This is a genomic window from Rhodococcus sp. WAY2 (assembly GCF_009859915.1).
GTDB classification, from domain to species: domain Bacteria; phylum Actinomycetota; class Actinomycetes; order Mycobacteriales; family Mycobacteriaceae; genus Rhodococcus_F; species Rhodococcus_F oxybenzonivorans.
Map to the genome: position 1 here is coordinate 2533541 of NZ_CP046572.1, position 24435 is coordinate 2557975.

Below are 24435 nucleotides of genomic sequence, written 5' to 3' on the forward strand. Positions count from 1 at the left end.
CCTGCGGCGAGGGGGAACGGCCTGCTCAGCGGTGCAGAGCTGTCTCGATGGCGGTGCGGGTGGGGGAGGATGTCGAGGCTCCTCGCCGGGTGGTCGCGAGTGCGCCTGCCGCGGTCGCGAACGGCAGTGCGGCCTCGGGGCCGCGCATCCACGACACCGCCAGAGCGCCTGCGAACGCGTCACCGGCACCCGTCGTGTCGACTACCTCGACCGAGGGGGCGTCGGCATGTACGGCGGCGCCGCCCGGGTTCGTGTACTCGGCGCCGGATCCGCCGAGTGTGGTCACCAGGTGGGGGACGGCGGAAATCACGTCGGGTCCGAGTTGCGCGGCTTCTGTCTCGTTGACCACCAGCACATCGACGAGTGCTACGAGTTCTCGGGGAAGCGGCTGAGCGGGTGAGGGATTGAGCATCACAACCGTGTCGTGTTCGGCGGCGTGCGCGGCTGCGGCGAGCACGGTCGCGACCGGTATCTCGAGTTGGCAGAGGAGCACGTCGGCGGCCGCGATGGCCTCGAGATCTGCCGGTTCGAGATCGGTCAGGGTGCTGTTGGCGCCCGGGACCACCACGATGCTGTTCTGTCCGGCGGCGTCGACGGTGATGGTCGCGATTCCACTCGGCCCGTCGACCTCGCGGAGGTGGGTGGTGTCGACTTCGGCCTCCACCAGGGTTTGGCGCAGTTCGAGGGCGAACGTATCGGATCCGACGGCGCCGATGAATGTGACCCGTCCCCCTGCCCGCGCCGCGGCGATGGCCTGATTCGCGCCTTTGCCGCCGGGGGTGGCGGCAAAGGCGCTGCCCAGAATGGTCTCGCCGGGGGCGGGTAATCGTTCGGTCGCCGTCAGCAGATCCATGTTGACGCTGCCGACCACGGCGATCCTGGGAGCGGACATGATGGAAAGACTATCCCGCGTCGACGGCGTCCGCCTCGTGCTCGGACCTCGGTGACTCGCCGGCCTTCGTCCGCCGCAACCGGCCGAGGACACGACGAGCTTCCGCCTCCGTGGCGACGGCAGGCGGCGATCCCTCGAGCGGCTTGCGGGCGGTCTCGGAGATGAGGAGGACCGCGATGGCCCCGATCACTGCGGCCACCATCATGTACATCGGAGCGACGAGATCGCTGCCGGTCGCGTCCTGCAGGGCGGTCAGCACCAGAGGCGTGGTACCACCGAAGATCGAGACGGCGAGGTTGTATCCGATCGCGAGGCCGCCGTAGCGAATTCCCGTCGGGAAGAGTGCAGGAAGGACCGAGGGGAAGACGCCGACGAACAGCAGCAGTAGTCCGCCGAGCATCGCGAGGCCGACGAAGACGGTGAAGTAGTGCCCGACACCGATCAGCAGGTACGCGGGCAGCGACAGCGCGAAGAATCCGACGAAACCGGTCAGCAGCAACGGTTTACGACCCACCCGGTCGGACAGCTTTCCGACGAAGCTGATGCACACCATCATGATGAGCATCACGATGATCATGAGGACGAGGCCGTGCGACTCGTCGTAGCCGAGCGTGTTCGACAGGTACGTCGGCATGTAGCTGAGCAGACCGTAGTGCGCGATGTTGTAGGCGGCGACGAGGATGACGCACAGTACGAGGGGCCGCCAATTGTCGACCAGTGTCTCGCGCAATTTTCGGCCGGTGGATTCTTCTGCGAGAGAACGTTCCTCAGCCTGCTGTTGCTGCTGGAAGGCCGGCGTCTCTTCGAGCCGCAGGCGCAGGTAGAGGCCGATGAGTCCCAGGGGACCGGCGAGCAGGAACGGGATTCGCCATGCCCAGTCGACCAGAGCGTCGGCGCTGACTGCGCTGCTGATGACGGTGACGAGCCCCGCCGCCGCGACATACCCGGCCAACGTGCCGAATTCGAGGAAACTCGCGAAGAAGCCGCGACGCTTGTCGGGCGCGTACTCGGCGACGAACGTACTGGCGCCACCGTATTCGCCGCCGGTCGAGAATCCCTGTACGAGGCGAAAGAGTACGAGAAGGATCGGTGCCAGGATGCCGATCGATTCGTAGCTCGGGATCACGCCGATCGCGAAAGTGCTTCCCGCCATGAGGATGATGGTGGTGGCAAGCACCTTCTTGCGGCCGATACGGTCGCCGAGCGGGCCGAAGAAGAAACCGCCGAGCGGCCGGACGATGAAGGCTGCGGCGAAGATTGCGAACGTCGACAGTAGCTGCGCCGTGCCGCTGGCCTCGGGAAAGAACACCTGGCCGATGGTGGTCGCGAGGTAGGCGTAGACGCCGAAGTCGAACCATTCCATGGCGTTGCCGAGCATGGTCGCTTTGACGGCCCGCGAGACCGAGGCCTCGTCGATGACGGTGACGTCGGGTGACTGCGCCACCTCGTCCGCGGTGATGGAGTGATCTGGTGCATTCATGAGTCGTGCGCTCCCCAGCGCCGGTATCACCCACGCGGGGCACGTACCTGATGCACGCATCTTTTCGTCGCCCGCCGGGTGAAATGCTGGTCGGGTCTCCTGGCCACGGACCCTTCGGCGCGATGCGGCCCCCGCCGATCGGCTCTGGCTCGTGGCTGGTCCCGCCCACCGTCCGGGGTGCGGGACTACCAGCTGTAAGAGCGATTACCGTAGCAAAGGATGCGGGGGCTTGTCGGCTCGAGCCTCAGTACGCCCGGGCGTACTGCGCCGGAATCTGCGGCGTCACCTGCGCATTCAATGCCAGTGCGGCTTTTCGCGGCCAATACGGGTCGCGGAGCAGTTCGCGCCCGAGGAACACGGCGACGGCTTCTCCCGACTCCACGATTCGCTCGGCCTGCTCCGGCTCGGTGATGAGCCCGACGGCGGCGGCCGGGACCGTGGTCTCGTTCTGGATGCGACGGGCGAACGGCACCTGGTAGCCGGGCCCGACGGGGATCCGGGCGGCCGCGACGCCACCGCTGGACACGTCGACGAGGTCGACGCCGAGGTCCGCGAGGGCCTGCACGAGGGACACGGTCTGATCCGGCGTCCAACTGTCCGCGTCGAGGCCGGGCTCCTCCGAGAGCCAGTCGGTTGCCGAGACCCGGACGAAGACGGGCAACTCGGCCGGCCAGACCCCGCGTACTGCGTCGACGACCTCGAGCAGGAGGCGAATGCGGCCCGCGAAGCTGCCGCCGTACTCGTCGGTGCGGTGATTGCTGACCGGTGAGAGGAACTGGTGCAGCAGATAGCCGTGTGCCGCATGGATTTCCACCACCTTGAAACCGGCCCGCGACGCCCGCTCGGCGGCGGCGGCGAAATCGGCGACCACCTTCCGGATGTCGGCGGACGTCGCCGCGGCAGGCGGGGTGTGGTCGCCGAAACCGATCGCGCTCGGCGCCACCGTCTGCCAGGACAGCCGATCGTCGCCGTCGAGGCTCCCGCCCCCGCGCCACGGGACGTGCGCGGAGCCCTTGCGCCCGGCGTGACCGAGCTGGATGCCCGGGACCGCGCCGAAGTACTCGAGCTGTGCGTTGATCTCCGCGAAGGCCTCGGCCTGGGTGTCGTTCCAGATGCCGAGGTCGGCGGGGCTGATGCGGCCCTCCGGGCTGACTGCCGTCGCCTCGGTGAGGATCAGGCCGGCACCGCCGATGGCGCGCGTCACGAGGTGCGTCCGGTGCCAGTCATTGGGAACTCCCACATCGCGGCCCGTCACGTCGGCCGAGTACTGGCACATCGGCGCCATCCACACCCGATTGGGGACGGTGACTCCGCGGAAGGTGATGGGTTCGAACAACACACTCACTACAGCACTCCTGCCTCTGATGGTCTCGACCAGTCGCAACCTGCGCGGGGGACGAAATCATTCCCGGTCGTTCCCGCGCCGCGCTGCACAGACCCCGGTATATAGGCTGTCTTCATGACTGCAGTGACCTCCACCGCGTCGACCGGTGCCGTGGACACCCGTGAGGCCGTTCACGCGGCGGCTCGTCGTGCCCGCACCGCGTCGCGGGTCCTTGCTCTGCTCACCACCGCGCAGAAAGACGCGGTCCTGCACGCCGCGGCCGATGCGGTGCTGGCAGCTACGACTGACGTCCTTGCCGCCAATGCGGCCGACATCGAGTCGGCCCGGGCGTCCGGCACCGAGGAATCCCTTCTCGACCGGCTCCGGCTGACCGAGGCTCGGATCGAGGGAATCGCCGCCGGACTCCGTCAAGTAGCGGGTCTGCCCGACCCGATCGGTGAAGTGGTGCGCGGATCCACACTGCCCAATGGACTCGAACTGCGACAGCTCCGAGTGCCGCTGGGTGTGGTGGGCATGGTGTACGAGGCCCGTCCCAACGTCACCGTGGACGCGTTCGGCCTGGCCCTGAAGTCGGGCAACGCTGCCCTTCTGCGTGGATCCTCGTCCGCGGCGAAGTCGAATGCGGCGCTGGTCGTCGCATTGCGCGCCGCGCTGGCTGCGCAGGAGCTGCCGGAAGACGCGGTGCAATTACTGCCCACCGAGGACCGCTCGAGTGTCACCCATCTGATCCAGGCGCGCGGTTTGGTCGACGTCGTCATCCCGCGGGGCGGCGCCGGACTGATCAGCGCCGTCGTGCGAGACGCCTCCGTCCCCACCATCGAGACGGGCGTGGGTAACTGCCACGTCTACATCCATGCCGCCGCGGACCTGGAGATGGCCGAACGAATCCTGCTCAACTCGAAGACGCGGCGGCCGAGCGTCTGTAATACCGCGGAGACGGTTCTGGTCGATGCCGCCATTGCCGACGTCGCCGTCCCGAAGCTCCTGCAGGCGCTGCAGACGCACAGTGTCACCGTCCACGGAGATCTTCCCGGCATGGTGCCCGCCACCGAGACGGACTGGTCGGACGAATATCTCACCCTCGATGTGGCGCTGAAGGTCGTCGACGATCTCGATGCCGCGGTAGAGCACATCGATCGATATGGAACCGGTCACACCGAGGCGATCGTGACCGCCGACCTGTCGGCCGCGCGCGAGTTCACCGCCCGCGTCGATGCCGCCGCCGTCATGGTCAACGCGTCGACCGCCTTCACCGACGGCGAGCAGTTCGGTTTCGGCGCCGAGATCGGGATCTCCACCCAGAAGCTCCACGCCCGCGGTCCGATGGGGCTGCCGGAACTCACCTCCACGAAGTGGATCGTGTGGGGGGACGGGCACACGCGTCCGGCCTAGCGCCACAGTTCGACCACCAATTTCCGCAAGCCCATCGAAAGGAGCGAGCGTGGATCGCGCACTACCCACCACGACGCCGTTGTTCGCGAGCGTCGACGACGTGATCGCCCGGCTCGCCGAAACCGGCTACCTGGCAGACAAGGGCACCGCGACCGCGGTGTTTCTCGCCGACCGGCTCGGTAAGCCCCTGCTCATCGAGGGACCGGCGGGTGTCGGCAAGACAGAGCTGGCCCGAGCCGTCGCGCAGACGACCGACGCCGAACTGGTGCGGTTGCAGTGCTATGAGGGCGTCGACGAGGCTCGCGCGCTCTACGAGTGGAACCACGCGAAGCAGATCCTGCGCATCCAGGCCGGAGCGAGCGCAGCGACGGGGAATGTTCACGGCAGCGACAGCAGCTGGGACTCCACCAAGGCGGATGTCTTCTCGGAGGAGTTCCTGCTGTCGCGTCCGCTGCTGACCGCGATCCGGCGCGAGGATCCGACGGTGCTGCTCATCGACGAGACCGACAAGGCGGACGTCGAGATCGAGGGCCTGCTCCTCGAGGTGCTCAGCGATTTCGCGGTCACCGTTCCCGAGCTGGGAACGATCACGGCCGTCCGGAAGCCGTTCGTGCTCCTCACCTCCAACGCCACCCGTGAGTTGTCCGAGGCGCTCAAGCGTCGCTGCCTCTTCCTCCACCTCGACTTCCCGGATGCCGAACTCGAACGCAAGATTCTGGCGAGTCGAGTCCCGGAGCTTCCGGAAGCGATCGCCGAGCAGTTGGTGGCGACCATCCGGGTGCTGCGCGGAATGCAGTTGAAGAAACTGCCCTCGGTAGCCGAGACGATCGACTGGGGCCGCACGCTCCTCGCGCTCGGGTTGGACACCCTCGACGACGACGCCGTGCGGGCCACCCTGGGCGTGGTTCTGAAGCACCAATCCGACCAGCAGCGCGCCGCTGCCGAACTGCGACTGAACTGAGGGTTCCCATGGCTGCAGGTGGTCCTCCCACGTCCCGGTCGGCAACATCGGGGCCCGCCGCGCCGCACGGGTTACCCGGCCACCTGGTCGACTTCGTCGAGGCGTTGCGGCGGCGCGGCATCATGGTGGGCCCGTCGGAGACCGTCGATGCCGGGCAGGTCATGTCCGTCCTCGACCTCCTCGACCGCGAGGCACTCCGAGAGGGACTGGCGTGCGCCCTGCTACGCCGTCCCACTCACCGCTCCACGTTCGACGCTCTGTTCGATCTGTGGTTCCCCGCGGCCGTCGGGAATCGGTCGAGCGGGGCCGTCGACACCAGGCTTCCGCGAACCGAGAAGGGCGACATCGATTACGACGCCCTGCGTGAGTTGATCGTCGAGCTCCTCGCCGACGGGTCGCCCGAAGCGCTCGAGCTCACCGAACTCCTGACCGCGCAGATGGTCGAAGAACTCGGGCAGTACCAGTCGGCGAACGGGCCGTCGTTCTCCGCCTACCAGGCGTTGCGGGACGTGGCGCCCGAGACCCTGCTGAAGAAGATCCTCGACGGACTCCTGGGCAATCAGCAGGACGGCGAAGCCCGAACGACGGAGAGCTACGAATCCGAGGTGGCCAAACGCACCGCGGCGCAGCGGATCGCCGACTTCCGCAAGATGGTCGAGAAGGAGACGCGTCGGCGGTCGGCCGAGAACCTGGGCAAGGAGCGGGTGGCGTCGTACGGCGTGCCGCGGCTGGCCGAGGAAGTGGACTTCCTGCGCGCGTCGGACTCTGAGCTGACCGCTCTCAAACGTAACGTCACCCCGCTCGCCAGACTGCTGGCCAGCCGGCTCGCGGTGCGCCGCAGTCGTCATCGCGCCGGGTCGATCGATCTCCGGCGGACCCTGCGCAAGTCGATGTCCACCGGGGGAGTGCCCATCGATCTCGTCCAGCGCAAGCCGAGACGCGCCCGCCCGGAACTGGTGGTGATGTGCGACGTGTCGGGTTCGGTGGCGGGGTTCAGCCACTTCACATTGCTGCTCGTCCATGCGCTACGGGAGCAGTTCTCGCGGGTGCGGGTGTTCGCTTTCATCGACACCACCGACGAAGTCACCCGATTCTTCGACACCGGCGCAGACCTCGGGAACGCGATGTCGCGGATGATCCGCGAGGCCGACCTCGTCAGCTACGACGGGCACTCCGACTACGGCAACGCATTCGGTGTGTTCGCGGAGCGGTTCACCTCGAGCATTACCTCGCGCACCTCACTGCTCGTCCTCGGGGACGGCCGCAACAACTATCGCGACCCCAATCTGGAGGCGCTGGCGCGTCTGGTGTCGGTGGCCAAGCATGCGCACTGGCTCAACCCCGAGCCACGCGGACAGTGGGGTTCCGGGGATTCGGCCGCCAAGGTGTACAACGAGGTCATCAGCATGCACGAGTGCCGCTCCGCGCAGCAGCTCGCCTCGGTGGTCGCCGGGTTGCTCCCGGTATGACCACGTAAGCTCGGCACTCGTGGAACAGGGAACAACGGGCGCACGTCGGCGCCGTCTCGGGGTCATGGGCGGCACCTTCGACCCCATTCACCACGGTCACCTCGTGGCCGCCAGTGAAGTCGCCGACCGGTTCGGCCTCGACGAGGTGATCTTCGTACCCACCGGCAGGCCCTGGCAGAAGCAGGGGAAAGTGGTCAGCCCCGCGGAGGACCGGTACCTGATGACGGTCATCGCCACTGCGTCGAACCCACGGTTCTCGGTGAGCCGGGTGGACGTCGACCGCCGGAAAGTCACCTACACCGTCGACACTCTGCGCGATCTCCGCAGCTTCCACCCCGACGCCGAGCTGTACTTCATTACCGGTGCCGATGCCCTGGCGAGTATTCTGTCGTGGCAGGACTGGGAGGAACTGTTCTCACTGGCGAAATTTGTGGGAGTGTCGCGCCCGGGATTCGATCTCAATACCGAACATCTGGCCGCTCATCTCGACGCGCTGCCGGAGGACGCCGTCACGTTGATCGAGATACCGGCGCTGGCGATCTCCTCGACGGAATGTCGGCGGCGCGCCAGCCGGCACCGGCCTGTGTGGTACCTGGTGCCGGACGGTGTGGTCCAGTACATCTCGAAGCGGAACCTGTATCGGCCGCCGGACGCCGAGCGCCTGGACGGTGCGACGACGATGTCCGAACCGGCCCCCGGCAAGACCAAGAGCTAGCACTTTTTCAACGAACTGGAGAACATCGAGTGAGCGCAACGACCGAAGCCATCGCGATGGCACGCATCGCGGCAGTGGCGGCCGACGAGAAGCTGGCCTCCGATGTGGTGGTGCTCGATGTTTCCGAGCAGCTGGTCATCACCGACTGCTTCGTCATCGCGTCGGCGCCCAACGAGCGCCAGGTGAACGCGATAGTCGAGAACATCGAGGAACGTCTGCGTGAGGCCGGTCACAAGCCGGTGCGCCGTGAAGGCACCCGGGAGGGTCGGTGGGCGCTGCTGGACTTCGTGGACGTCGTCATCCACGTGCAGCACAACGAGGAACGTAACTTCTACGCACTCGAGCGGCTCTGGAAGGACTGCCCCACCGTCCCGGTCGACGGAATCGGCCTGCACGCCCCCGCGACCAACGGTGCTGATCCCGGCTCCGCGAACAGTGAGGAATCCGAGCAGTGACGGACGCTCCGCGCGCCCCGCGACGGCTCATTCTGCTGAGGCACGGCCAAACCGAGTACAACGCCGGAAACCGCATGCAGGGTCAGCTCGACACCGACCTGTCCGAACTCGGCCGGAGGCAGGCCCGCGCCGCTGCCGCCGTCCTCGTCGGTCGCTCACCGATCTCTATCGTGTCCTCGGACCTGCGGCGTGCGTACGACACGGCGGTGGAGATCGGCGACAACGCCGGACTGCCGGTGCAGATCGACGAGCGTCTGCGGGAAACCCATCTCGGTGAGTGGCAGGGGCTGACTCATCTCGACGTCGACGCGCGGGCACCGGGTGCGCGCGCGGCGTGGCGTAGCGACGCAACGTGGGCACCGCCCGGCGGAGAGAGCCGTGTCGATGTCGCGCGCCGCAGCACGCCGGTGGTGGCCGAGCTCCTCGAGAAGTACGAGGATTGGGCCGAACAGCCCGTTGTCCTCGTCGCCCACGGCGGATTGATTGCTGCACTCACCGCGGCGCTTCTCGATCTTCCTGTCAGTCATTGGCCGGTGCTCGGTGGTCTCGGTAACACCAGCTGGGTTCAGCTCAGTGCGCACGGAAACTCCGAATCGCCGAGCTGGCGCCTGGACGTCTGGAACGCATCCGCGAGCGTGGCAAGTGACGTCCTCTGACATGGAGGCCGGTTCCGGAGAGCGGCCGGTCCTTCTCGTGCTCGCCGATTCACTGTCCTACTACGGGCCCAAGGGCGGCTTGCCGTCCAACCATCCCGACATCTGGCCCAACATCGTTGCGCGCGAGCTGGACTGGGATGTGGAGCTTGTTGCGCGGATCGGTTGGACCAGTCGTGACGTCTGGTGGGCCCTGACCCAGGACCCCCGCGTGTGGTCGGCCGTCCCCCGGGCGGGTGCTGTTGTGTTCGCGGTCGGGGGAATGGACTCTCTGCCGTCCCCGCTGCCCACCGCGCTGCGGGAGCAGCTCCGCTACATTCGCCCGCCCGCGCTGCGGCGGGTCGTGCGTACTGCCTACCAATGGTTGCAGCCGCGGCTGTCTCCGCTCGGATGGCCGGTCGCGTTGCCCCCGAAGTTGAGCGTCGAGTACCTCGAAAGCTCCCGGGCGGCGCTCGAATACATGCGACCGGAACTGCCCGTCGTCGGCACTCTCCCGTCCGTCCACCGCAGCGAGGCCTACGGCAAGGTGCATTCCGGCCGGCCGGGTGCTGTCGTGGCCATCACGGCGTGGGCGGAGGACAAGAACGTTCCGCTCGTCGACCTCGCGGAGGCTGTGCGAGCCGACATCTTCGGTGGCCGAGGCAATCCGGACGGAATCCACTGGGGCTGGGACGGTCACGCCCAGGTAGCGGCGGCCATGCTGACCGCTCTTCGTGCCACCGGAGCGGCACCGATGCTGGGCGAAGACATCACTGCCGCGGACGCGGTGTCGAGCAGGGCCGAGTAGTCCCATGCCCGTTGTCGTTGTCACCGATTCGTCGGCCTCGCTCGTTCCCGAGGTCGTCGAGGAGCAAGCAATCCAGGTCGTGCCCCTTCATGTTCTCAGCGGCGACGAGGACTTTCGCGAGGGAATCGACGTCATTCCGGAGGACCTCGCCGGCGTCACCACCGCGGGTGCCTCGCCCGGCGAGCTGTCCGAGGCCTATGCGGCGGCGTGGGAAGCGAGCGAGGGCGCCGGCGTGGTCGCCGTGCACATCTCCCGCCAGTTGTCGGGAACCTGGGAGGCCGGACGACAGGCGGCGCAGGAGTTCGACGGTCGCGTGCGCATCGTCGATTCCCAGTCGGCTGGAATGGGTTTGGGATACCCGGTGCTGGAAGCAGCACGGTTGGCGAAGAGCGGTGCCGACCTCGAGACGGTGTACCGGCGGGCTGTCGACGTAGCGGGTCGCAGCCGTTGCCTGATTGTCGTGGACCGGCTCGATCAGTTGCGCCGCGGGGGGCGGATCGGCGCTGCGGCCGCGTTGCTCGGCACCGCGCTGGCGATGAAACCGGTGCTGCATCTCGTGGATGGACGACTCGTCCTGAAGGAGAAAACCCGGACCTCCACCAAGGCGATGGCGAAGATGATCGATTCCGCCGTCGAGCTGGCAGGGGTGGACAGAACCTCGGTGGCTGTGCATCACATGCATGCACCCGACCGGGCCGAGTCGGTCGCGCAGCGGCTGAAAGAACGAATTCCGCAGGTCAGCGACCTCGTAGTCACTGATTTCAGTTCGGTGATCGGGGCCCACGTGGGGGCAGGCGCTGTGGGCGTCGTTCTCTGCCCGGAGCCCGCCGAGGGCTATCCAGACGCCGATTCATCCACAACCTCGAGCTGATCCACAGGCCAATTTTTCTCGCCCACAACCTCGCTGATCGGCCGCCGCGACGTTCTACCTTCTCTGCATGGGCAACAGGGAAGAGCGTTCGCGAGGACGGAGCCGTCTTGCGTTCATCACGTCGGGGGAGGACGCGCATCTTCCTCCGGGTGCGGTAGCCCCGTCCGGCCCCTCCACACCGGGATGGTTGGCGCACGCCGAGGACGCCGAAACCGAGGACGCGCCGTCGTGGTCTGCGCAAGGGCGATGGTCCCGCGCCCTTCCGGAACGCTGGCGGGATGCGCGCGTCGACCCCGGCCGCGCAGGCGCAGCCGTCCTCGTCATAGTGGGGCTGATTCTGGCGACAGTCGCCGTGATCAGTGTTCGCAGCGGTCAGCCGGAGGCGCAGGCCGTGCCCTCCCTTCCCCTTGCGCACGTCCGTTCGGAGGCCACCCCCGCCGCGGAGCCGGCCGAGGCAGCTCGGCCGCAGCTTCCGCCGCCGGTGGACGAAATCGTGGTGAGCGTGGTCGGTTTGGTGAGCACGCCCGGGCTCGTGCGGCTGCCGCCTGGCTCACGGGTTGCCGACGCACTCGCCGCCGCGGGAGGAGTGAGCACCGGCGGAGACACTCTCGCTCTCAATCTGGCGCAACGACTTTCCGATGGTGACCAAATCGTGGTTGGGGTGGCCGCGCCCGGAGCGGCGCCCAGTGCGGTGGGCGGCGTCTCCACTCCGGGCGCCGCCCCGGCGGACGGGAAGGCAACGACGGGCGGGCTCGTCGATCTGAACACGGCCACGGAGACCGAGCTCGATGCCTTGCCCGGCGTCGGCCCGGTGACCGCGGCAGCCATCATTGCGTGGCGCACCACCAATGGGAAGTTCACGGACGTGGCCCAACTCGGCGAGGTGGACGGGATCGGGCCGGTGCGCCTCGAGAAGCTACGGTCGCAGGTCACCGTGTGAGGTCCGAGCGGGAGTCGCACCGGCTCGACGTCCGCCTCGTTCCCTTCGCTGCGGCCTGCTGGGCAACGACCGGAGGCGGGATCCTGTGGGGTTCACGAACCGCGTGGTGCGTGGTGGGTGGCTCGTTTCTCGTTGCTGTCGCGCTGGTCGCGGCGAGTGTTCGGTCGGGTGACTCCCAGTGGACAGCGCATCGGACGACGGCACTGGCGTTTCTTCTGTTCGGATGCGTGTGTAGCACGGCCGTCGCCGTGCGGGTACAGGCCGCCGAGACGCACCCGATGGTGAACCTGGCGTCGAACGGTGCGTGGGTGACGTTGGTGGTCGAAATCGCCGACGACCCACAGCAGCTCGCGAGTTTCGGCCGACGGGTCCGCGTCGACGCGCATCTGCGCGAGATACGCAAAGCCACCGAGACTGTTCACGCGAGTGGGTCGATAGTCGTACTCGCCCCGTCCGATGGGTGGTCCGGTCTGCTGCCGGGACAGGAGGTGGTCCTGCGAGGGCAGGTGAGCCCGCCGATGCACCGCGATCTGACTCTGGCCACGGTCCGGGTGTCCGGTCCACCCTCGGAAGTGGGACCGACACCTCCTCACCAGCGATGGGCGGGCACCCTGCGCGCCCGGTTCACGGCCGCGGCCGCCGTTCTGCCGCCCGACGAGGCTGGACTGCTACCGGGGCTGGTGGTGGGGGATACCTCGTCGCTTTCGGCAGAAGTGAAGGACGATTTCACGACGACCGGACTGACACACCTGACCGCGGTGTCCGGCGCGAACGTCAGCATCCTCCTGGGGGCGGTGTTGCTCCTGGTCCGGGCGCTCGGACTAGGCCCTCGGGCCGGCGCCGTTCTGGCGGCCGGCGCGCTGGCCGCTTTCGTCGTGGTGGCGAGGCCGTCGCCCAGCGTGCTGCGCGCCGCGGCGATGGGCTCGGTTGCGTTGCTCGCTCTCATGAGCGGTCGGCGAAAGCAGGCGGTACCAGCTCTCGCCGCGGGTGTCATCCTGTTGCTGATGTGCTTCCCGGCGCTGGCCGTGGATTTCGGTTTTCTCCTGTCCGTCACGGCCACCGCGGCGTTGATCGTCGTCGCGCCGGTCTGGGTGGACCTTCTCGTCGAGCGGCGATGGCCGCGCGCGGCAGCGGAAATGGTGGCCGTCGCAGTGGCTGCCTTCGCGGTGACCGCGCCCATCGTCGCCGCAATGACGGGGACCGTCAGCGCGGTGTCGGTGGGGGCCAATCTCCTGGTCGCGCCTGTGATCGGAATCGTCACGGTGCTCGGCGCCGTCACCGCCCTCGTATCAGCGACCTCGGTGCCGGTCGCGGAAGTGACGGTACGCCTGACGCAGTGGCCACTCTGGTGGCTCGTCACCGTGGCCGACCACGGGTCGCGGATCCCCGGGGCGTCGATACCGGTCCCGTCGGGGCCGGTCGGCGCACTGTCCGTCCTCGCCTGCACAGTCTTGATCGGGGTGACGCTGCGCTTCCGACGATTCCGCCTGCTGCTGTTCGGGGCCGCGGTCGGTCTCGCGCTGCTCTGGGCACCGGTGTGGCCTGCCTCTCTCGCCGGCGCTGTGTGAGTACGCCGCCGTGCGGGCAACCTGCTCGGAACTCGACGACACAGGAGGATTCCTCATGCAGGTCGGTTTCAAGCTCATGGCCGAAACGTTCGATCCACGGGAAATCGTGCGCCAAGCGGTGGAGGCCGAGCGTGCGGGTTTCGACTTCGTCGAGGTGAGTGATCATTACCATCCTTGGCTCTACAGTCACGGCCACTCGGGATTCGTGTGGTCGATGCTCGCCGCGGCCGCCGCCCGAACCAGCACCATCGGCTTGGCAACGGGTGTCACCTGCCCGTTCGTCCGCTACCACCCCGCAATCATCGCGCAGGCCGCCGCCACCACCGCAGTGCTGAGCGAAGGGCGCTTCACACTCGGCCTGGGCTCGGGAGAGCGTCTCAACGAACATGTGGTGGGCGGTGGGTGGCCGTCGGTGCGGGTGCGGCACGAGATGCTGCGCGAATCGCTCGACATCATTCGACTGCTGTGGTCGGGTGGCTACCACTCCTACGAGGGCAAGCACCTGACGTTGGACGACGCCCGCGTGTACGACCTGCCCGAGGTGCCGCCCACGATTGCCGTCGCGGCAGGGGGCGCGGAAGCCGCGCGGCTCGCCGCGGAACTGGGCGACGGGTTGTTCGCCACCGAACCCGACGCCGAACTGGTGCGGGCGTACTCCGACGCCGGCGGATCGGGGCCCAAGTACGGTGAAGTGCCGCTCGCGTGGGCGCCGGACGTGGAGTCGGCCGTGAACTCGGCGCACGACAAGTTCCGTTTCGGTATGACGGGATGGAAGGTGCAGGCGGAGCTGCCGAACCCGATCAACTTCGAGGCGGCCACGGCGACAGTACGTCCGGAGGATGTCCAGGAAGGGATGGCGTGTGGTCCTGACGTGCAGCGTCATCTGGAGGTGGCCGGTAAGTTCGTCGACGCCGGGTTCGATCGTCTGGCGCTGATCAACGCGGGTCCCGACGTCGATGGATTCTTCGAATTCTTCGCGAACGAACTGAGCGAACCGTTACGGGCACTTCGGTAGGGCGCACCGATTGCGGATTCAATGCGCGATGTGTGTATGCCGCGCGGCAACTGCGACTACCATCCGGTGACAAATACTGCGGCGAATGGTCCTGAAGTGCATCCGCATTGGAGGTGAGAGGTATGTCGGAAGCTGAGCAGGCAGATCTCGATGTGGACGATGTCCTCGACGCGGGTCAGGTTCGCCGGGCGCAGCGCGTCGTCGCCGCATCATCGCTGGACGCCGACGATTGCCGGTTGCTGCTGTCCATGCTGGGCATTGCCGGGAACCCGGAGTCCGCCGAGCTGGAGTGAAGTCGGGGGCTGAACTGGTGCCGGTCAGCTCAGGTTCTTGTGGTGGTGAACGATGATTTCCTCAGCCAGCGCCGAGATCTTGACGTTCATTTCCTGAGATGTCGCCTGCAGGATCGCCAGCGCCTGGTCTTCGGTGATGTTGTGAAACGCCATCATCAAGCCCAATGCCTTCCCTATCTCCCGATTGCTGGTCAACCCCGCCCGTAACGTCTCCGCTTCGAGGTGCTCATGCGCAGCGGTGAGGGCTACCGCGGCGAACGATGCGAGCATGATCCCCTGTTCGACGGATGCTGCCGTCAACGCGCCGGGCGTATCGGCGAAGAGGTTGAGGGCGCCGACCTTCCGACGCCGGACGACGAGGCGGAACCCGGCTGCACCGCGAACCGGGGTCTCGGCGAGCACCCGGCGCACCAATCGTGGCCACTCGTGTGCGGCGGTCAGGTCCGGTACCAATTGCGGTGTCTCCTCGACGATGGCATCGACACACGGACCTTCGTTTTCGCTCCGCTCCAATTCGTCCACCCGGGCGGCGATGGTGTCATTGGCCGCGGCGGTGACGAATCGACCCTTCTCGTGAAGCATCAGGCTGGCGTGGGAACAGCCGTCGACGAGAATGGGGGCGACATCGCAGACTGCTTGCTGGACATCCCGAAAGTCCGCGCCGGTGTATACCAGTTCGGCCAATCCTGTCAACGATGCCGACGCTTTGTCGACAGGCTGTGAGCGAGTCGCTTCCTGCTCGTCGTCCCGCATCGGGTCCTCCACATCCGGGCACGCCCAGTGTTGACGCCCAGTCTGCCAGATGAGGGTCGGGCCGGGCCCCGGCCTGAAGAATTCCTGGAACCGACTCGTGAATCCTTGTCGGCAGCGAAGATGGCGGCATGGTGCCGTCCACCGATAGTCCACTCGTGACCATCGCTCAGGGAACCGCGCGAGGCGTGCGCCTCGCCGGCGCACTGGTGTGGAAGGGGATACCCTATGCGGCTCCACCGATCGGCGACCTGCGCTTCCGCGCCCCACAGGCTGCTGCGGCGTGGGAGGGCGTGCGCGACTGCTCGGTGTTCGGGCCGATAGCACCGCAGAACGAGCACGGGCCGCTGCCCATCGACCCCGGCCTCACGGTCGACGAGGATTGCCTGTCACTGAACGTCTGGGCCCCCGAAGGTCCGCAGCATCGACCACGCCCCGTCATGGTGTGGATTCATGGTGGTGCCTACTACCTCGGGTCCTCGGCGCAGCGGATGTTCGATGCCTGCCATCTGGTGGAGCGCGGCGACGTCGTGGTGGTCACGATCAATTATCGACTGGGTGCTCTCGGTTTCCTGGACTTCTCGTCGTTCTCGACGGCAGAGCAGCCTTTCGATACGAACCTCGGTCTCCGCGATCAGATCGAGGCGCTGAACTGGGTGCGAGCGAACATCGCCGCGTTCGGTGGCGACCCGGCCGATGTGACACTGTTCGGCGAGTCCGCGGGGGGCGGCGCGGTGACCACGCTGATGACGTCGCCCGCCGCGGAGGGACTCTTCCACCGGGCGATCGCCGAAAGTTCACCCGCGACCTCGGTCTACGGCAGCGAGCGCGCGGCGTCCATTGCCGAGTCGTTCCTCGAACTGGTCGGCCTGGCTCCCGCCGAGGTGGGGCGTCTCCGCGATCTTCCCGTCGACGTGTTGACTGCGGCCTGCGTGGAACTCGTGCAGCAGGTGCCTGCTCGCGTCCCCGGCACGCTGGCGGTTGCGCCCACGGTGGACGGTGACGTGGTACCGCACTACCCGGTGGCCGCGTTCCGTCACGGCCTCGCGCACAAGGTGCCGCTGCTGATCGGCACCAACAGGGACGAGGCGTCGATGTTCCGGCTGATGAAGTCTCCGCTCATGCCCATCACCCCGGACGCCGTCCACCAGATGTTCGTGGCGATCGCGGCCGACAACCCCGACCTGCCGGTGGACGAAGAGCAGCAGGTGGAGGCGGCATACCCCGATTACCCGAAGAGGCGGTCCGCAATGGAGATCTCGCGGGACGCTGCTTTCCGGATGCCCACTTTGTGGATCGCCGAGGCCCACAGTCGCGTCGCACCCACGTGGTTGTATCGGTTCGATTACGCCACGCCTTTTCTCCGGGCGGCGCGAATCGGTGCGACCCACGGGACGGAAGTGCCCTATGTGTTCGGGAACTTCGGTGTCGTCCCCCGGGACCCCACCTTCAAGCTCGGTGGCCGCCGGACCGCCGCTCACGTATCCGATCGGATTCAGCGGCGGTGGCTGTCCTTCGCGTCGGCGGGCAGCCCGGACGGCGGGGAAACCGAAACGCCCTGGCCACGGTACGACGAGACGGACCGCGCCACGCTGTTGATCGGCAAGGCGGATGCGGTGGTGGGGGACCCCGATCGGGATCTTCGCCGTGCGTGGGGTGAAGAGGTGATCGGCTTCACGTGAGCGGGTGCTCCGGTTTCGTATCGACCGATCGGGGGATACCTCTCGGATGGGCGATGCAGCAAGGGAATCGGTTCGAAACCTCACCGTCGGCGTCGAGGAGGAGTTTTTCCTGGTCGACTCCTCGGGGCATCTCTCCGACGCGGGACCCGATGTGGTGGCGGAAGCCGGTGAGGAAATCCAGGGACTGCAGCGGGAACTGTCCCGGCCCCAGATCGAAACGGCGACCGGTGTGTGTTCCACCGGTGAAGAGGTGCACGAGCAATTGCGCACTCTGCGTAGCAGTCTGGTGAAGGTTGCCGCGGACCGCGATCTCCTGCTCCTGCCCAGTGGCACCCCGCTGATGGTCGAGGAAGGTCCCGCTGCCATCACGCCGACACCGCGCTACCAGAAGATGGCTCGTCGTTTCGGGCCGATCGTCGATTCGGTCACTACGTGTGGCTGCCATGTTCACGTGGGGATACCGAACCGTCAGATCGGTGTACAGGTGAGCAACTACATCCGAGGATGGCTGCCCGTCGTCCTCGCGCTGGCCGCGAACTCGCCCTTCCACAGCGGGCAGGACACCGGCTACCACAGCTGGCGTCACATCCTGTGGTCGCGCTGGCCATCCGCGGGCCCGCCGCCGCGTTTCGACTCCGCCGAGGAGTACGAGGACACCGTGACCGCGATGATCGCCAGCGGCGCTGCTCTCGACCGCGGCATGATCTATTGGCACGTTCGACTGTCCGACGCGCAGCCGACCATCGAGATTCGGATCGCGGACGTCGCCATGACCGCCGCGCACGCGTCCGTGTACGCCATTGCGGTGAAGGGGCTGGTCGCGCGGGCGTTGCGGTACATCGACGACGGGGTGTCCGTCGACTCACCGCGGATCGAACTCTTACGTGCGGAGCAGTGGCGGGCAGCCCGAGAAGGGCTCGACGGGGAATGTACGAGTCCGGTTTCGGCCCGGCCTCTGGCGATCCGGCGGCAACTCGAATTGCTGCACGACACGGTGAGTGACGTCCTCGGCGCGGAGGATCGGGGCTTCCTCGAAGCCGGACTCGATTCGATGCTCCGTGACGGAACGGGCGCAGAGCAGCAACGCGCCGAGTTCGAACGGCGCGGCTCGCTGGCCGACGTGCTGGCATTCCTGACGCGAGAGGTGATCAGTTGAGGTCGCGTCCGTCCGATAGGCGCCGGGGTCGCCGTCCGTGTCCGCCGCCCGTGGCACGATTGTCGCGTGAGCACCCCAACCCAGCTCGAACAACTTCACCTGGTCCTCGGCGACGAGGAATTCCTCGTCGAACGCGCGGTGTCGACCGTGGTCGCCCAGGTCCGGGCCACTGCTGCCGTCGCGCAGGGTGCTGAACTGCCCGTCAACCGGCTGCGGGCCGGTGATGCCGGTGCAGCAGAACTGGCCGAGCTGCTGAGTCCGTCCCTGTTCGCGGAAGACCGGGTGGTGGTGCTCGAGTCCGCCGCGGAGGCGGGTAAGGATGCGGTCGCGCTCATTCTCGACGCCGCAGCAGACCCGCCGCCAGGTGTCGTACTCGTGGTTCTGCACTCCGGCGGTGGGCGTGCGAAGGCGATGACCGGCTCCCTCGAGAAACTCGGCGCGGTCACTCACCAGTGCGCCAAGTTGAAGTCCGGTGACATCATCGGCTTCATCCGCGGCGAGTTCCGAACGCTCGGCGTCCGGGTGTCACCGGAAGTGGTGCAGACCGTGTTCGAGGGTGTGGGCTCGAATCTGCGAGAACTTGCGGCCGCCTGCTCACAGCTCACAGCTGACACCGGCGGGAAGATCGACGTGGCTGCCGTTCAGCGGTACTACTCGGGCAAGGCCGAGGTGACCGGGTTCGATGTTGCGGACAAGGCTGTGGCCGGGGACACGGCGGGTGCCAGGGAAGCGCTGCGATGGGCCATGCTGCGTGGGGTACCGCACGTGCTGCTCGCGGACGCGCTCGCCGACGCGGTGCACTCGATTGCGCGCGTGGCGCCCGCAGGCAGGGGGGATCCGTTTCGGATGGCGTCCGAGCTGGGCATGCCGCCCTGGAAGATCAAGAAGGTGCAGGCTATCGCCAAAGGGTGGACTCCGGCGTCCGTCGGCGAAGCGTTGCGTATCGTCGCCGCTCTCAACGCAGACGTGAAAGGTGCCGCTGCGGACGCGGACTATGCCGTCGAGAGCGCGGTCGGACGCGTATCGCTGCTACGGCAGCTCTGATCGGCGCACGACAACAGCCGCTCGATCCAAGGACCGAGCGGCTGTTGGAGAGCTACGACGAAGGTGTCGTCAGATCTTGTTGAGAGCCTGCGCGAGAGCAGACTTCTTGTTGGCAGCCTGGTTGGCGTGAATGACGCCCTTGCTGGACGCCTTGTCGAGCTTGCGGCTGGTGGCGACGAGGAGCTCGTTGGCCTTGTCCTTGTCACCGGCCGCCGCAGCCTCGCGGAACGAGCGGATGGCCGTGCGCAGCGAGGACTTCACCGACTGGTTACGGAGTCGGGCCGCCTCGTTGGTACGGATCCGCTTCACCTGGGACTTGATGTTGGCCACGCGTAAAATCCTGTCGTCTTAAGCTGGATACGGTCTAGAAAGCTGTGGGCGCACACTTATGCACCGACAGGCGAGATTACCAGTGATCGGGGTCCGATCTCAAACCGGACCCCGGACGCGCCGGGGACAGGGCGGCTGCGCTGCTGAACGGGTGTACATGTAGCAGCATGTCTGGGATGACGCCCCCAGCATCGAAGTCGTCAACAGTAACGAAGTCGCAGGGAAGCACGAAGGCGACGGCTCCCATCTCGGGCGACAGCAGACAGAAGGGCGTGAAAGCGTCAGCAGCTCAGTCGCGAGCCTCTGTGACGACCCGATCACGCAAGCCGGCGCGGGCCGCGCACGTGTTCGACGGCTATGTCGACGTGGGCGGGTACGGGCCGGCGTTCGACGAGATGTTCGACCGTGACGGCAGTGTCCGGCCGCCCTACAAGGGTGTCTTCAAGGCCCTCGAGCCGGCCGACAGCGCCGATCTCGCCGCCCGCTCCGAGGCGCTGGGCAGGGCCTTCATCGACCAGGGCGTGACATTCTCCCTCTCCGGTCAGGAACGGCCGTTTCCGCTCGATCTCGTCCCCCGGGTGATCGCCGCCGCGGAGTGGACGCGCCTCGAGAAAGGGATCAAGCAGCGCGTGAAAGCGCTGGAGATGTTCCTCCACGACGTCTACGGGGAGCAGCGCATCCTGCGCGATCACGTCCTCCCGAAACGATTGGTCACCTCGTGTGAGCACTTCCACCGGGAGGCGTCGGGCATCGTTCCACCCAACGGTGTGCGCATTCACGTGGCCGGTATCGACCTCGTTCGTGACGAGAACGGGGTGTTCCGCGTACTCGAGGACAACCTGCGGTCGCCGTCGGGAGTGTCCTATGTGATGGAGAATCGCCGCACCATGGCGCGCGTCTTCCCCGACCTGTTCATGTCCCACCGCGTGCGTTCGGTCGGCGACTACTCCACGCATCTGCTGCGCGCGCTGCGGGCGTCCGCCGCGCTCAACGAGGCCGACCCGACCGTGGTGGTGCTCACTCCCGGTGTCGCGAACTCTGCCTATTTCGAGCATTCACTGCTCGCGCGCCAGATGGGGGTGGAACTCGTCGAGGGCCGCGACCTCTTCTGCCGCGACAACATGGTCTACATGCGCACCACCGAGGGTGAGCGCCAGGTGGACGTCATCTACCGCCGCATCGACGACGACTACCTCGACCCGATGCATTTCCGGCCGGATTCGGTATTGGGTGTGGCCGGTGTTCTCAACGCCGCGCGGGCCGGCAACGTCGTCATCTCGAGTGCCGTCGGAAACGGTGTCGCCGACGACAAGCTGGTCTACACCTATGTGCCGCAGATCATCGACTACTACCTCGGTGAGAAACCGCTGCTCGCGAACGTCGACACGTTCCGGTGCTGGCTCGACGACGAGTGCGAGCAGGTGCTCGACCGCGTGGACGAACTGGTCATCAAACCGGTGGAAGGCTCGGGTGGCTACGGCATCGTCTTCGGTCCCGACGCCTCACCCAAGGAACTCAACACGATCACCCGGAAAATCAGGGCAGACCCGCGGGGATGGATCGCCCAGCCGCTGGTCCAGTTGTCCACGGTGCCGACCAAGATCGGTGACGACCTCGTGCCCCGGCACGTCGACCTGCGCCCGTTCGCGGTGAACGACGGCGAGGACGTGTGGGTGCTGCCAGGGGGACTGACCCGGGTTGCCCTGCCCGAGGGTTCTCTCGTGGTCAATTCCAGTCAGGGTGGTGGCAGCAAGGACACTTGGGTGCTTGCCAGCCGAACCTCGGATGAGGAACAGGAACTCGCGGGCGAGGAACTCGTCACCGAACCTGCGCAGACCGCAGAAGCCGAGCAGGGTCCCGAACTCAGTACGTCGCAACAGCAACAGCAACAGCAACAGCAACAACAGCAGCAACAGCAGCAGCAGAAGCAGAAGTGTGGAGGTGAGGGCTGATGCTGGCGAGAAACGCGGAATCGCTGTACTGGATCGGCCGGTACGTCGAGCGTGCCGACGACATGGCACGGATTCTCGACGTCGCGGTGCATCAACTGCTCGACGATGCGTCGGTGAATCCGGACCGGACGTCCCGGCTGCTCCTGCGGGTTCTCGGAATCCCTGCTCCGAGTACGGAACTCGACGTGCGCTCGGTCACCGAACTCGTCGCCTTCAGTCGCAATCAGGTCGGCTCCATCATCGACTCGCTCGCCAGCGCACGCGAGAACGCCCGAGGCGCCCGCGAGGTCACGTCGAGTGAGATGTGGGAGTGCCTCAACGCCACGTACAACGGTCTCGCGGAACGCGAACGCGCAGCCAAACGGCTTGGGCCGCACGAGTTCTTCCGCTACGTCGAGGAGCGCGCGGCGATGTTCGCCGGTCTCGCCGACTCGACGATGAGTCGTGACGACGGCTACCGCTTCCTGCTGCTCGGCCGCTCGATCGAACGTGTCGACATGCTGGCGCGAATGCTGCTGTCCCGCGCGGGCGACCGACCGTCGTCGCCGGCGTGGGTGACGGTTCTGCGTTCGGCGGGCGCTCACGACACGTACCTGCGCACCTACCGCGGCGCGCTCGACGCCAACCGCGTCGTCGAGTTCATCCTCCTCGACCGCTTGTTCCCGCGGTCGGTGTTCCATGCCATCCGGCAGGCGGAACAATGTCTCGCGGAACTCGACCATCAACCCGACAGCCGGGTGGGACCGCGCGCCGAGGCGCAGCGTCTGCTGGGACGGGCGCGGAGCGAACTCGAGTTCCTGCCTCCCGGTGTTCTCCTCGAGGACCTCCAGGACCGGTTGGTGGGCTTGCAGGACACCTGCCGTGAGCTCGGAGAAGCGATCGCACTGCAGTATTTTCACGCCGCGCCGTGGGTGGCGTGGACCGATGCACGGGCCGTCGGCGCAGAAGCCGTCGTGGAGGGAGAGTTGTGAGCTGGCGAATGAGGGTGGTGCACACCACCGGTTATGCCTACGACGCGCCGGTGACGTCTTCATACAACGAGGCGCGGCTCACGCCCCGCGGCGACAGCAGGCAGACGGTGATTCTCAACCGAGTGGAGACCACACCGGCCACCCGTTCGTATCGCTACACCGACTACTGGGGTACCGCGGTCACCGCCTTCGATCTGCACGCGCCGCATCGGGAACTCGAGGTCACAGGGCTGTCGGTCGTGGAGACGGAACCGTTCTCACCTCCCGAGGAGTCGGTGGATTGGGACGAACTGGCGGGGCCGGCGGTGACGGACCGGTTCAACGAGCAGCTCAGTAACACCCAGTACGCGCCCCGCAACCGGAAGCTCGACGCGATCGCTCGCGACCTCCGGAAGGGGTGTACGCCCGAGGAAGCCGTTGTGGCCGCAGCGGACTGGGTGCACGCGGAAATGGCGTACGTTCCCGGGACCACGGGCGTGCACACGTCGGCAGTCGAGGCCTGGACCGAACGGGAAGGCGTATGCCAGGATTACGCCCACCTGACGCTCGTCCTGTTACGGAGCATGGGGATTCCCAGCCGGTACGTGTCGGGATATCTGCACCCGAAAGCGGATGCGGCACTGGACGACACGATTGCGGGGGAGAGCCACGCCTGGGTGGAGGCATGGACCGGCGCGTGGTGGGGGTACGACCCCACCAACGCTGTGGCCGTCAACGAGCAGCACGTGTCGGTGGGTGTCGGGCGCGACTACGCCGACGTCCCGCCGCTCAAGGGAATTTTCTCGGGAGGGCAGGCAACAGATCTCGAAGTCGTCGTGGAGATCACACGCCTGGCGTAAAGTCCGGCGCAGAACTGTGGAAAGCAAGGACTAACGATCCATTCCGACGAAGGTGGGTTCAATGTCTCCAACCGCACAGGAATACGTAGAGGTCGAGCCGATCTCGGATATCAAGAAATACTCGGCGGAGGCAATCGGCACTTTCGTGCTGGTTTTCTCGGCAGTGGGCACGGCGGTGTTCGCCGGAGCCAAGGTCGGCAATCTCGGTGTGGCCCTAGCTTTCGGACTGACGCTCCTCTTCCTCGTCTACGCCATCGGTCCCATTTCCGGGTGTCACGTCAATCCGGCCGTCACCATCGGACATCTGGCCCTCGGCCGAGTGTCGGTGGTCCGGGCCGGCCTGTACATCGTGGCCCAGGTGATCGGCGGCCTCCTCGCAGGACTCGTCATCTACGCAGTCGCGCAGAGTCTGCCGTCGTACGACCGCAAGGCCGACGGGCTCGGGGCCAACGGCTGGGGTGAGCACAGCCCCTCGGCGATCAAAGGCCCTCTGGGCGGCATTCTGGAGAACGGATACGGCATCGGTGCTGCGATGATCGTCGAGGTCCTCCTCACCGCTTTGCTCGTGTTCGTCGTCCTGGCCTCGACCGACCAGATCTCGGATGTACCGCTGGCCGGTGTGTCCATCGGCTTCACCCTCGCGGTGATCCACCTGGTGTCCATTCCGATCGACAACACGTCGGTGAACCCCGCCCGCAGTCTCGCCGTGGCCCCGTATCAGGTCGGCGCGCTGTCGCAGGTGTGGTTGTTCCTCGTTTTCCCGTTGATCGGCGGTGCGGTGGGCGCCCTGGCCTACCGCTCGCTGTTCGGCAGGTACGACCGCCTGCAGAGTTGACGAAAGCCGGCTCCCTCGGCGAATGCCGGGCACGCACCCC

General features: G+C 66.8%; 24 protein-coding genes. 19 read left to right on the top strand and 5 right to left on the bottom strand.

What is annotated here, in order from left to right:
• Positions 1 to 25: 25 nt before the first annotated feature.
• From GFS60_RS11775 to GFS60_RS11785, 3 genes are all read right to left on the bottom strand, one after another.
• Positions 26 to 892 carry a ribokinase gene (locus GFS60_RS11775; protein ID WP_159921405.1) on the bottom strand — a complete coding sequence of 289 codons (867 nt, stop codon included), beginning with the start codon at positions 890 to 892 and terminating at the stop codon, positions 26 to 28.
• 10 nt (positions 893 to 902) lie between these two features.
• Positions 903 to 2372: an MFS transporter gene (locus GFS60_RS11780; RefSeq protein ID WP_159921407.1), complete on the bottom strand. Its 1470-nt coding sequence runs from the start codon at positions 2370 to 2372 to the stop codon at positions 903 to 905.
• A 244-nt stretch (positions 2373 to 2616) separates the two neighbouring features.
• Positions 2617 to 3717 carry an NADH:flavin oxidoreductase/NADH oxidase gene (locus tag GFS60_RS11785; protein ID WP_159921409.1) on the bottom strand — a complete coding sequence of 367 codons (1101 nt, stop codon included), beginning with the start codon at positions 3715 to 3717 and terminating at the stop codon, positions 2617 to 2619.
• Positions 3718 to 3831: 114 nt separating this feature from the next.
• On the opposite strand from GFS60_RS11785, the gene GFS60_RS11790 reads away from it, so the two are divergent.
• The 12 genes from GFS60_RS11790 to GFS60_RS38575 all read left to right on the top strand — a co-directional run bounded on the left by GFS60_RS11790 (position 3832) and on the right by GFS60_RS38575 (position 14836).
• Positions 3832 to 5109: a glutamate-5-semialdehyde dehydrogenase gene (locus GFS60_RS11790; protein WP_159921411.1), complete on the top strand. Its 1278-nt coding sequence runs from the start codon at positions 3832 to 3834 to the stop codon at positions 5107 to 5109.
• A 49-nt stretch (positions 5110 to 5158) separates the two neighbouring features.
• Positions 5159 to 6070, top strand: a complete 912-nt coding sequence (locus tag GFS60_RS11795; protein ID WP_159921413.1) for an AAA family ATPase — start codon at positions 5159 to 5161, stop codon at positions 6068 to 6070.
• An 8-nt stretch (positions 6071 to 6078) separates the two neighbouring features.
• Positions 6079 to 7539, top strand: coding sequence for a vWA domain-containing protein (locus GFS60_RS11800; RefSeq protein WP_159921415.1), 1461 nt, complete (start codon positions 6079 to 6081; stop codon positions 7537 to 7539).
• A gap of 19 nt (positions 7540 to 7558) precedes the next feature.
• On the top strand, positions 7559 to 8254 hold the full coding sequence (nadD, locus tag GFS60_RS11805; protein WP_109328945.1) for a nicotinate-nucleotide adenylyltransferase: 696 nt from the start codon (positions 7559 to 7561) through the stop codon (positions 8252 to 8254).
• Between the two features lie 29 nt (positions 8255 to 8283).
• The gene (rsfS, locus tag GFS60_RS11810; protein ID WP_109328947.1) at positions 8284 to 8709 is read left to right on the top strand and encodes a ribosome silencing factor; all 426 of its coding nucleotides are present in this window, start codon (positions 8284 to 8286) and stop codon (positions 8707 to 8709) included.
• The gene (locus GFS60_RS11815; RefSeq protein ID WP_159921417.1) at positions 8706 to 9365 is read left to right on the top strand and encodes a histidine phosphatase family protein; all 660 of its coding nucleotides are present in this window, start codon (positions 8706 to 8708) and stop codon (positions 9363 to 9365) included. Before rsfS ends, GFS60_RS11815 begins: the two co-directional genes overlap by 4 nt.
• Positions 9352 to 10149 carry a diglucosylglycerate octanoyltransferase gene (gene octT, locus GFS60_RS11820; RefSeq protein WP_159921419.1) on the top strand — a complete coding sequence of 266 codons (798 nt, stop codon included), beginning with the start codon at positions 9352 to 9354 and terminating at the stop codon, positions 10147 to 10149. The genes GFS60_RS11815 and octT overlap by 14 nt, the downstream gene beginning before the upstream one ends.
• Positions 10150 to 10153: 4 nt before the next feature.
• Entirely contained in the window at positions 10154 to 11020 is an 867-nt protein-coding gene (locus tag GFS60_RS11825; protein ID WP_159921421.1) for a DegV family protein, read from the top strand.
• 67 nt (positions 11021 to 11087) lie between these two features.
• A complete protein-coding gene (locus GFS60_RS11830; protein ID WP_159921423.1) occupies positions 11088 to 11960 on the top strand; it encodes a ComEA family DNA-binding protein in 873 nt (290 codons plus the stop codon).
• The gene (locus GFS60_RS11835; protein ID WP_159921425.1) at positions 11957 to 13528 is read left to right on the top strand and encodes a ComEC/Rec2 family competence protein; all 1572 of its coding nucleotides are present in this window, start codon (positions 11957 to 11959) and stop codon (positions 13526 to 13528) included. The genes GFS60_RS11830 and GFS60_RS11835 overlap by 4 nt, the downstream gene beginning before the upstream one ends.
• A 55-nt stretch (positions 13529 to 13583) precedes the next feature.
• Positions 13584 to 14543: a TIGR03557 family F420-dependent LLM class oxidoreductase gene (locus tag GFS60_RS11840; protein WP_159921427.1), complete on the top strand. Its 960-nt coding sequence runs from the start codon at positions 13584 to 13586 to the stop codon at positions 14541 to 14543.
• Between the two features lie 122 nt (positions 14544 to 14665).
• A complete protein-coding gene (locus GFS60_RS38575) occupies positions 14666 to 14836 on the top strand; it encodes a hypothetical protein (RefSeq protein WP_201453556.1) in 171 nt (56 codons plus the stop codon).
• Positions 14837 to 14860: 24 nt separating this feature from the next.
• Here GFS60_RS38575 and GFS60_RS11845 read toward each other — a convergent pair whose 3' ends face one another.
• On the bottom strand, positions 14861 to 15589 hold the full coding sequence (locus GFS60_RS11845) for a GAF and ANTAR domain-containing protein (RefSeq protein WP_159921429.1): 729 nt from the start codon (positions 15587 to 15589) through the stop codon (positions 14861 to 14863).
• Between the two features lie 128 nt (positions 15590 to 15717).
• Between GFS60_RS11845 and GFS60_RS11850 the strand changes: the two genes are divergently transcribed.
• The 3 genes from GFS60_RS11850 (at position 15718) to holA (ending at position 19468) form a co-directional block, all read left to right on the top strand.
• Positions 15718 to 17268 (top strand): carboxylesterase/lipase family protein, encoded by a 1551-nt coding sequence (locus tag GFS60_RS11850; RefSeq protein WP_159921431.1) that lies wholly within the window; start codon positions 15718 to 15720, stop codon positions 17266 to 17268.
• 46 nt (positions 17269 to 17314) lie between these two features.
• A complete protein-coding gene (locus GFS60_RS11855) occupies positions 17315 to 18424 on the top strand; it encodes a carboxylate-amine ligase (protein WP_159921433.1) in 1110 nt (369 codons plus the stop codon).
• 66 nt (positions 18425 to 18490) lie between these two features.
• Positions 18491 to 19468 (top strand): DNA polymerase III subunit delta, encoded by a 978-nt coding sequence (gene holA, locus GFS60_RS11860; RefSeq protein ID WP_159921435.1) that lies wholly within the window; start codon positions 18491 to 18493, stop codon positions 19466 to 19468.
• A 69-nt stretch (positions 19469 to 19537) separates the two neighbouring features.
• Here the strand turns inward: holA and rpsT are convergent, their stop codons facing one another.
• On the bottom strand, positions 19538 to 19798 hold the full coding sequence (gene rpsT / locus GFS60_RS11865; protein ID WP_159921437.1) for a 30S ribosomal protein S20: 261 nt from the start codon (positions 19796 to 19798) through the stop codon (positions 19538 to 19540).
• Between the two features lie 305 nt (positions 19799 to 20103).
• On the opposite strand from rpsT, the gene GFS60_RS11870 reads away from it, so the two are divergent.
• From GFS60_RS11870 to GFS60_RS11885, 4 genes are all read left to right on the top strand, one after another.
• Positions 20104 to 21750, top strand: a complete 1647-nt coding sequence (locus GFS60_RS11870) for a circularly permuted type 2 ATP-grasp protein (RefSeq protein WP_236603440.1) — start codon at positions 20104 to 20106, stop codon at positions 21748 to 21750.
• Complete coding sequence (locus tag GFS60_RS11875) at positions 21750 to 22721, top strand: alpha-E domain-containing protein (RefSeq protein WP_159921439.1); 972 nt, start codon at positions 21750 to 21752, stop codon at positions 22719 to 22721. Before GFS60_RS11870 ends, GFS60_RS11875 begins: the two co-directional genes overlap by 1 nt.
• Before the next feature lie 8 nt (positions 22722 to 22729).
• Entirely contained in the window at positions 22730 to 23560 is an 831-nt protein-coding gene (locus tag GFS60_RS11880) for a transglutaminase family protein (RefSeq protein ID WP_159927088.1), read from the top strand.
• Positions 23561 to 23621: 61 nt separating this feature from the next.
• Positions 23622 to 24395: an aquaporin gene (locus tag GFS60_RS11885; protein WP_159921441.1), complete on the top strand. Its 774-nt coding sequence runs from the start codon at positions 23622 to 23624 to the stop codon at positions 24393 to 24395.
• The last annotated feature ends 40 nt before the right edge of the window (positions 24396 to 24435 follow it).

Coding starts and splice junctions, on each gene's coding strand:
- GFS60_RS11775 (WP_159921405.1), bottom strand. CDS start 892: ATGTCCGCTCCCAGGATCGCCGTGGTCGGCAGCGTCAACATGGATCTG.
- GFS60_RS11780 (WP_159921407.1), bottom strand. CDS start 2,372: ATGAATGCACCAGATCACTCCATCACCGCGGACGAGGTGGCGCAGTCA.
- GFS60_RS11790 (WP_159921411.1), top strand. CDS start 3,832: ATGACTGCAGTGACCTCCACCGCGTCGACCGGTGCCGTGGACACCCGT.
- GFS60_RS11800 (WP_159921415.1), top strand. CDS start 6,079: ATGGCTGCAGGTGGTCCTCCCACGTCCCGGTCGGCAACATCGGGGCCC.
- GFS60_RS11825 (WP_159921421.1), top strand. CDS start 10,154: ATGCCCGTTGTCGTTGTCACCGATTCGTCGGCCTCGCTCGTTCCCGAG.
- GFS60_RS11830 (WP_159921423.1), top strand. CDS start 11,088: ATGGGCAACAGGGAAGAGCGTTCGCGAGGACGGAGCCGTCTTGCGTTC.
- GFS60_RS11840 (WP_159921427.1), top strand. CDS start 13,584: ATGCAGGTCGGTTTCAAGCTCATGGCCGAAACGTTCGATCCACGGGAA.
- GFS60_RS38575 (WP_201453556.1), top strand. CDS start 14,666: ATGTCGGAAGCTGAGCAGGCAGATCTCGATGTGGACGATGTCCTCGAC.
- GFS60_RS11845 (WP_159921429.1), bottom strand. CDS start 15,589: ATGCGGGACGACGAGCAGGAAGCGACTCGCTCACAGCCTGTCGACAAA.
- GFS60_RS11850 (WP_159921431.1), top strand. CDS start 15,718: ATGGTGCCGTCCACCGATAGTCCACTCGTGACCATCGCTCAGGGAACC.
- GFS60_RS11855 (WP_159921433.1), top strand. CDS start 17,315: ATGGGCGATGCAGCAAGGGAATCGGTTCGAAACCTCACCGTCGGCGTC.
- GFS60_RS11875 (WP_159921439.1), top strand. CDS start 21,750: ATGCTGGCGAGAAACGCGGAATCGCTGTACTGGATCGGCCGGTACGTC.
- GFS60_RS11880 (WP_159927088.1), top strand. CDS start 22,730: ATGAGGGTGGTGCACACCACCGGTTATGCCTACGACGCGCCGGTGACG.
- GFS60_RS11885 (WP_159921441.1), top strand. CDS start 23,622: ATGTCTCCAACCGCACAGGAATACGTAGAGGTCGAGCCGATCTCGGAT.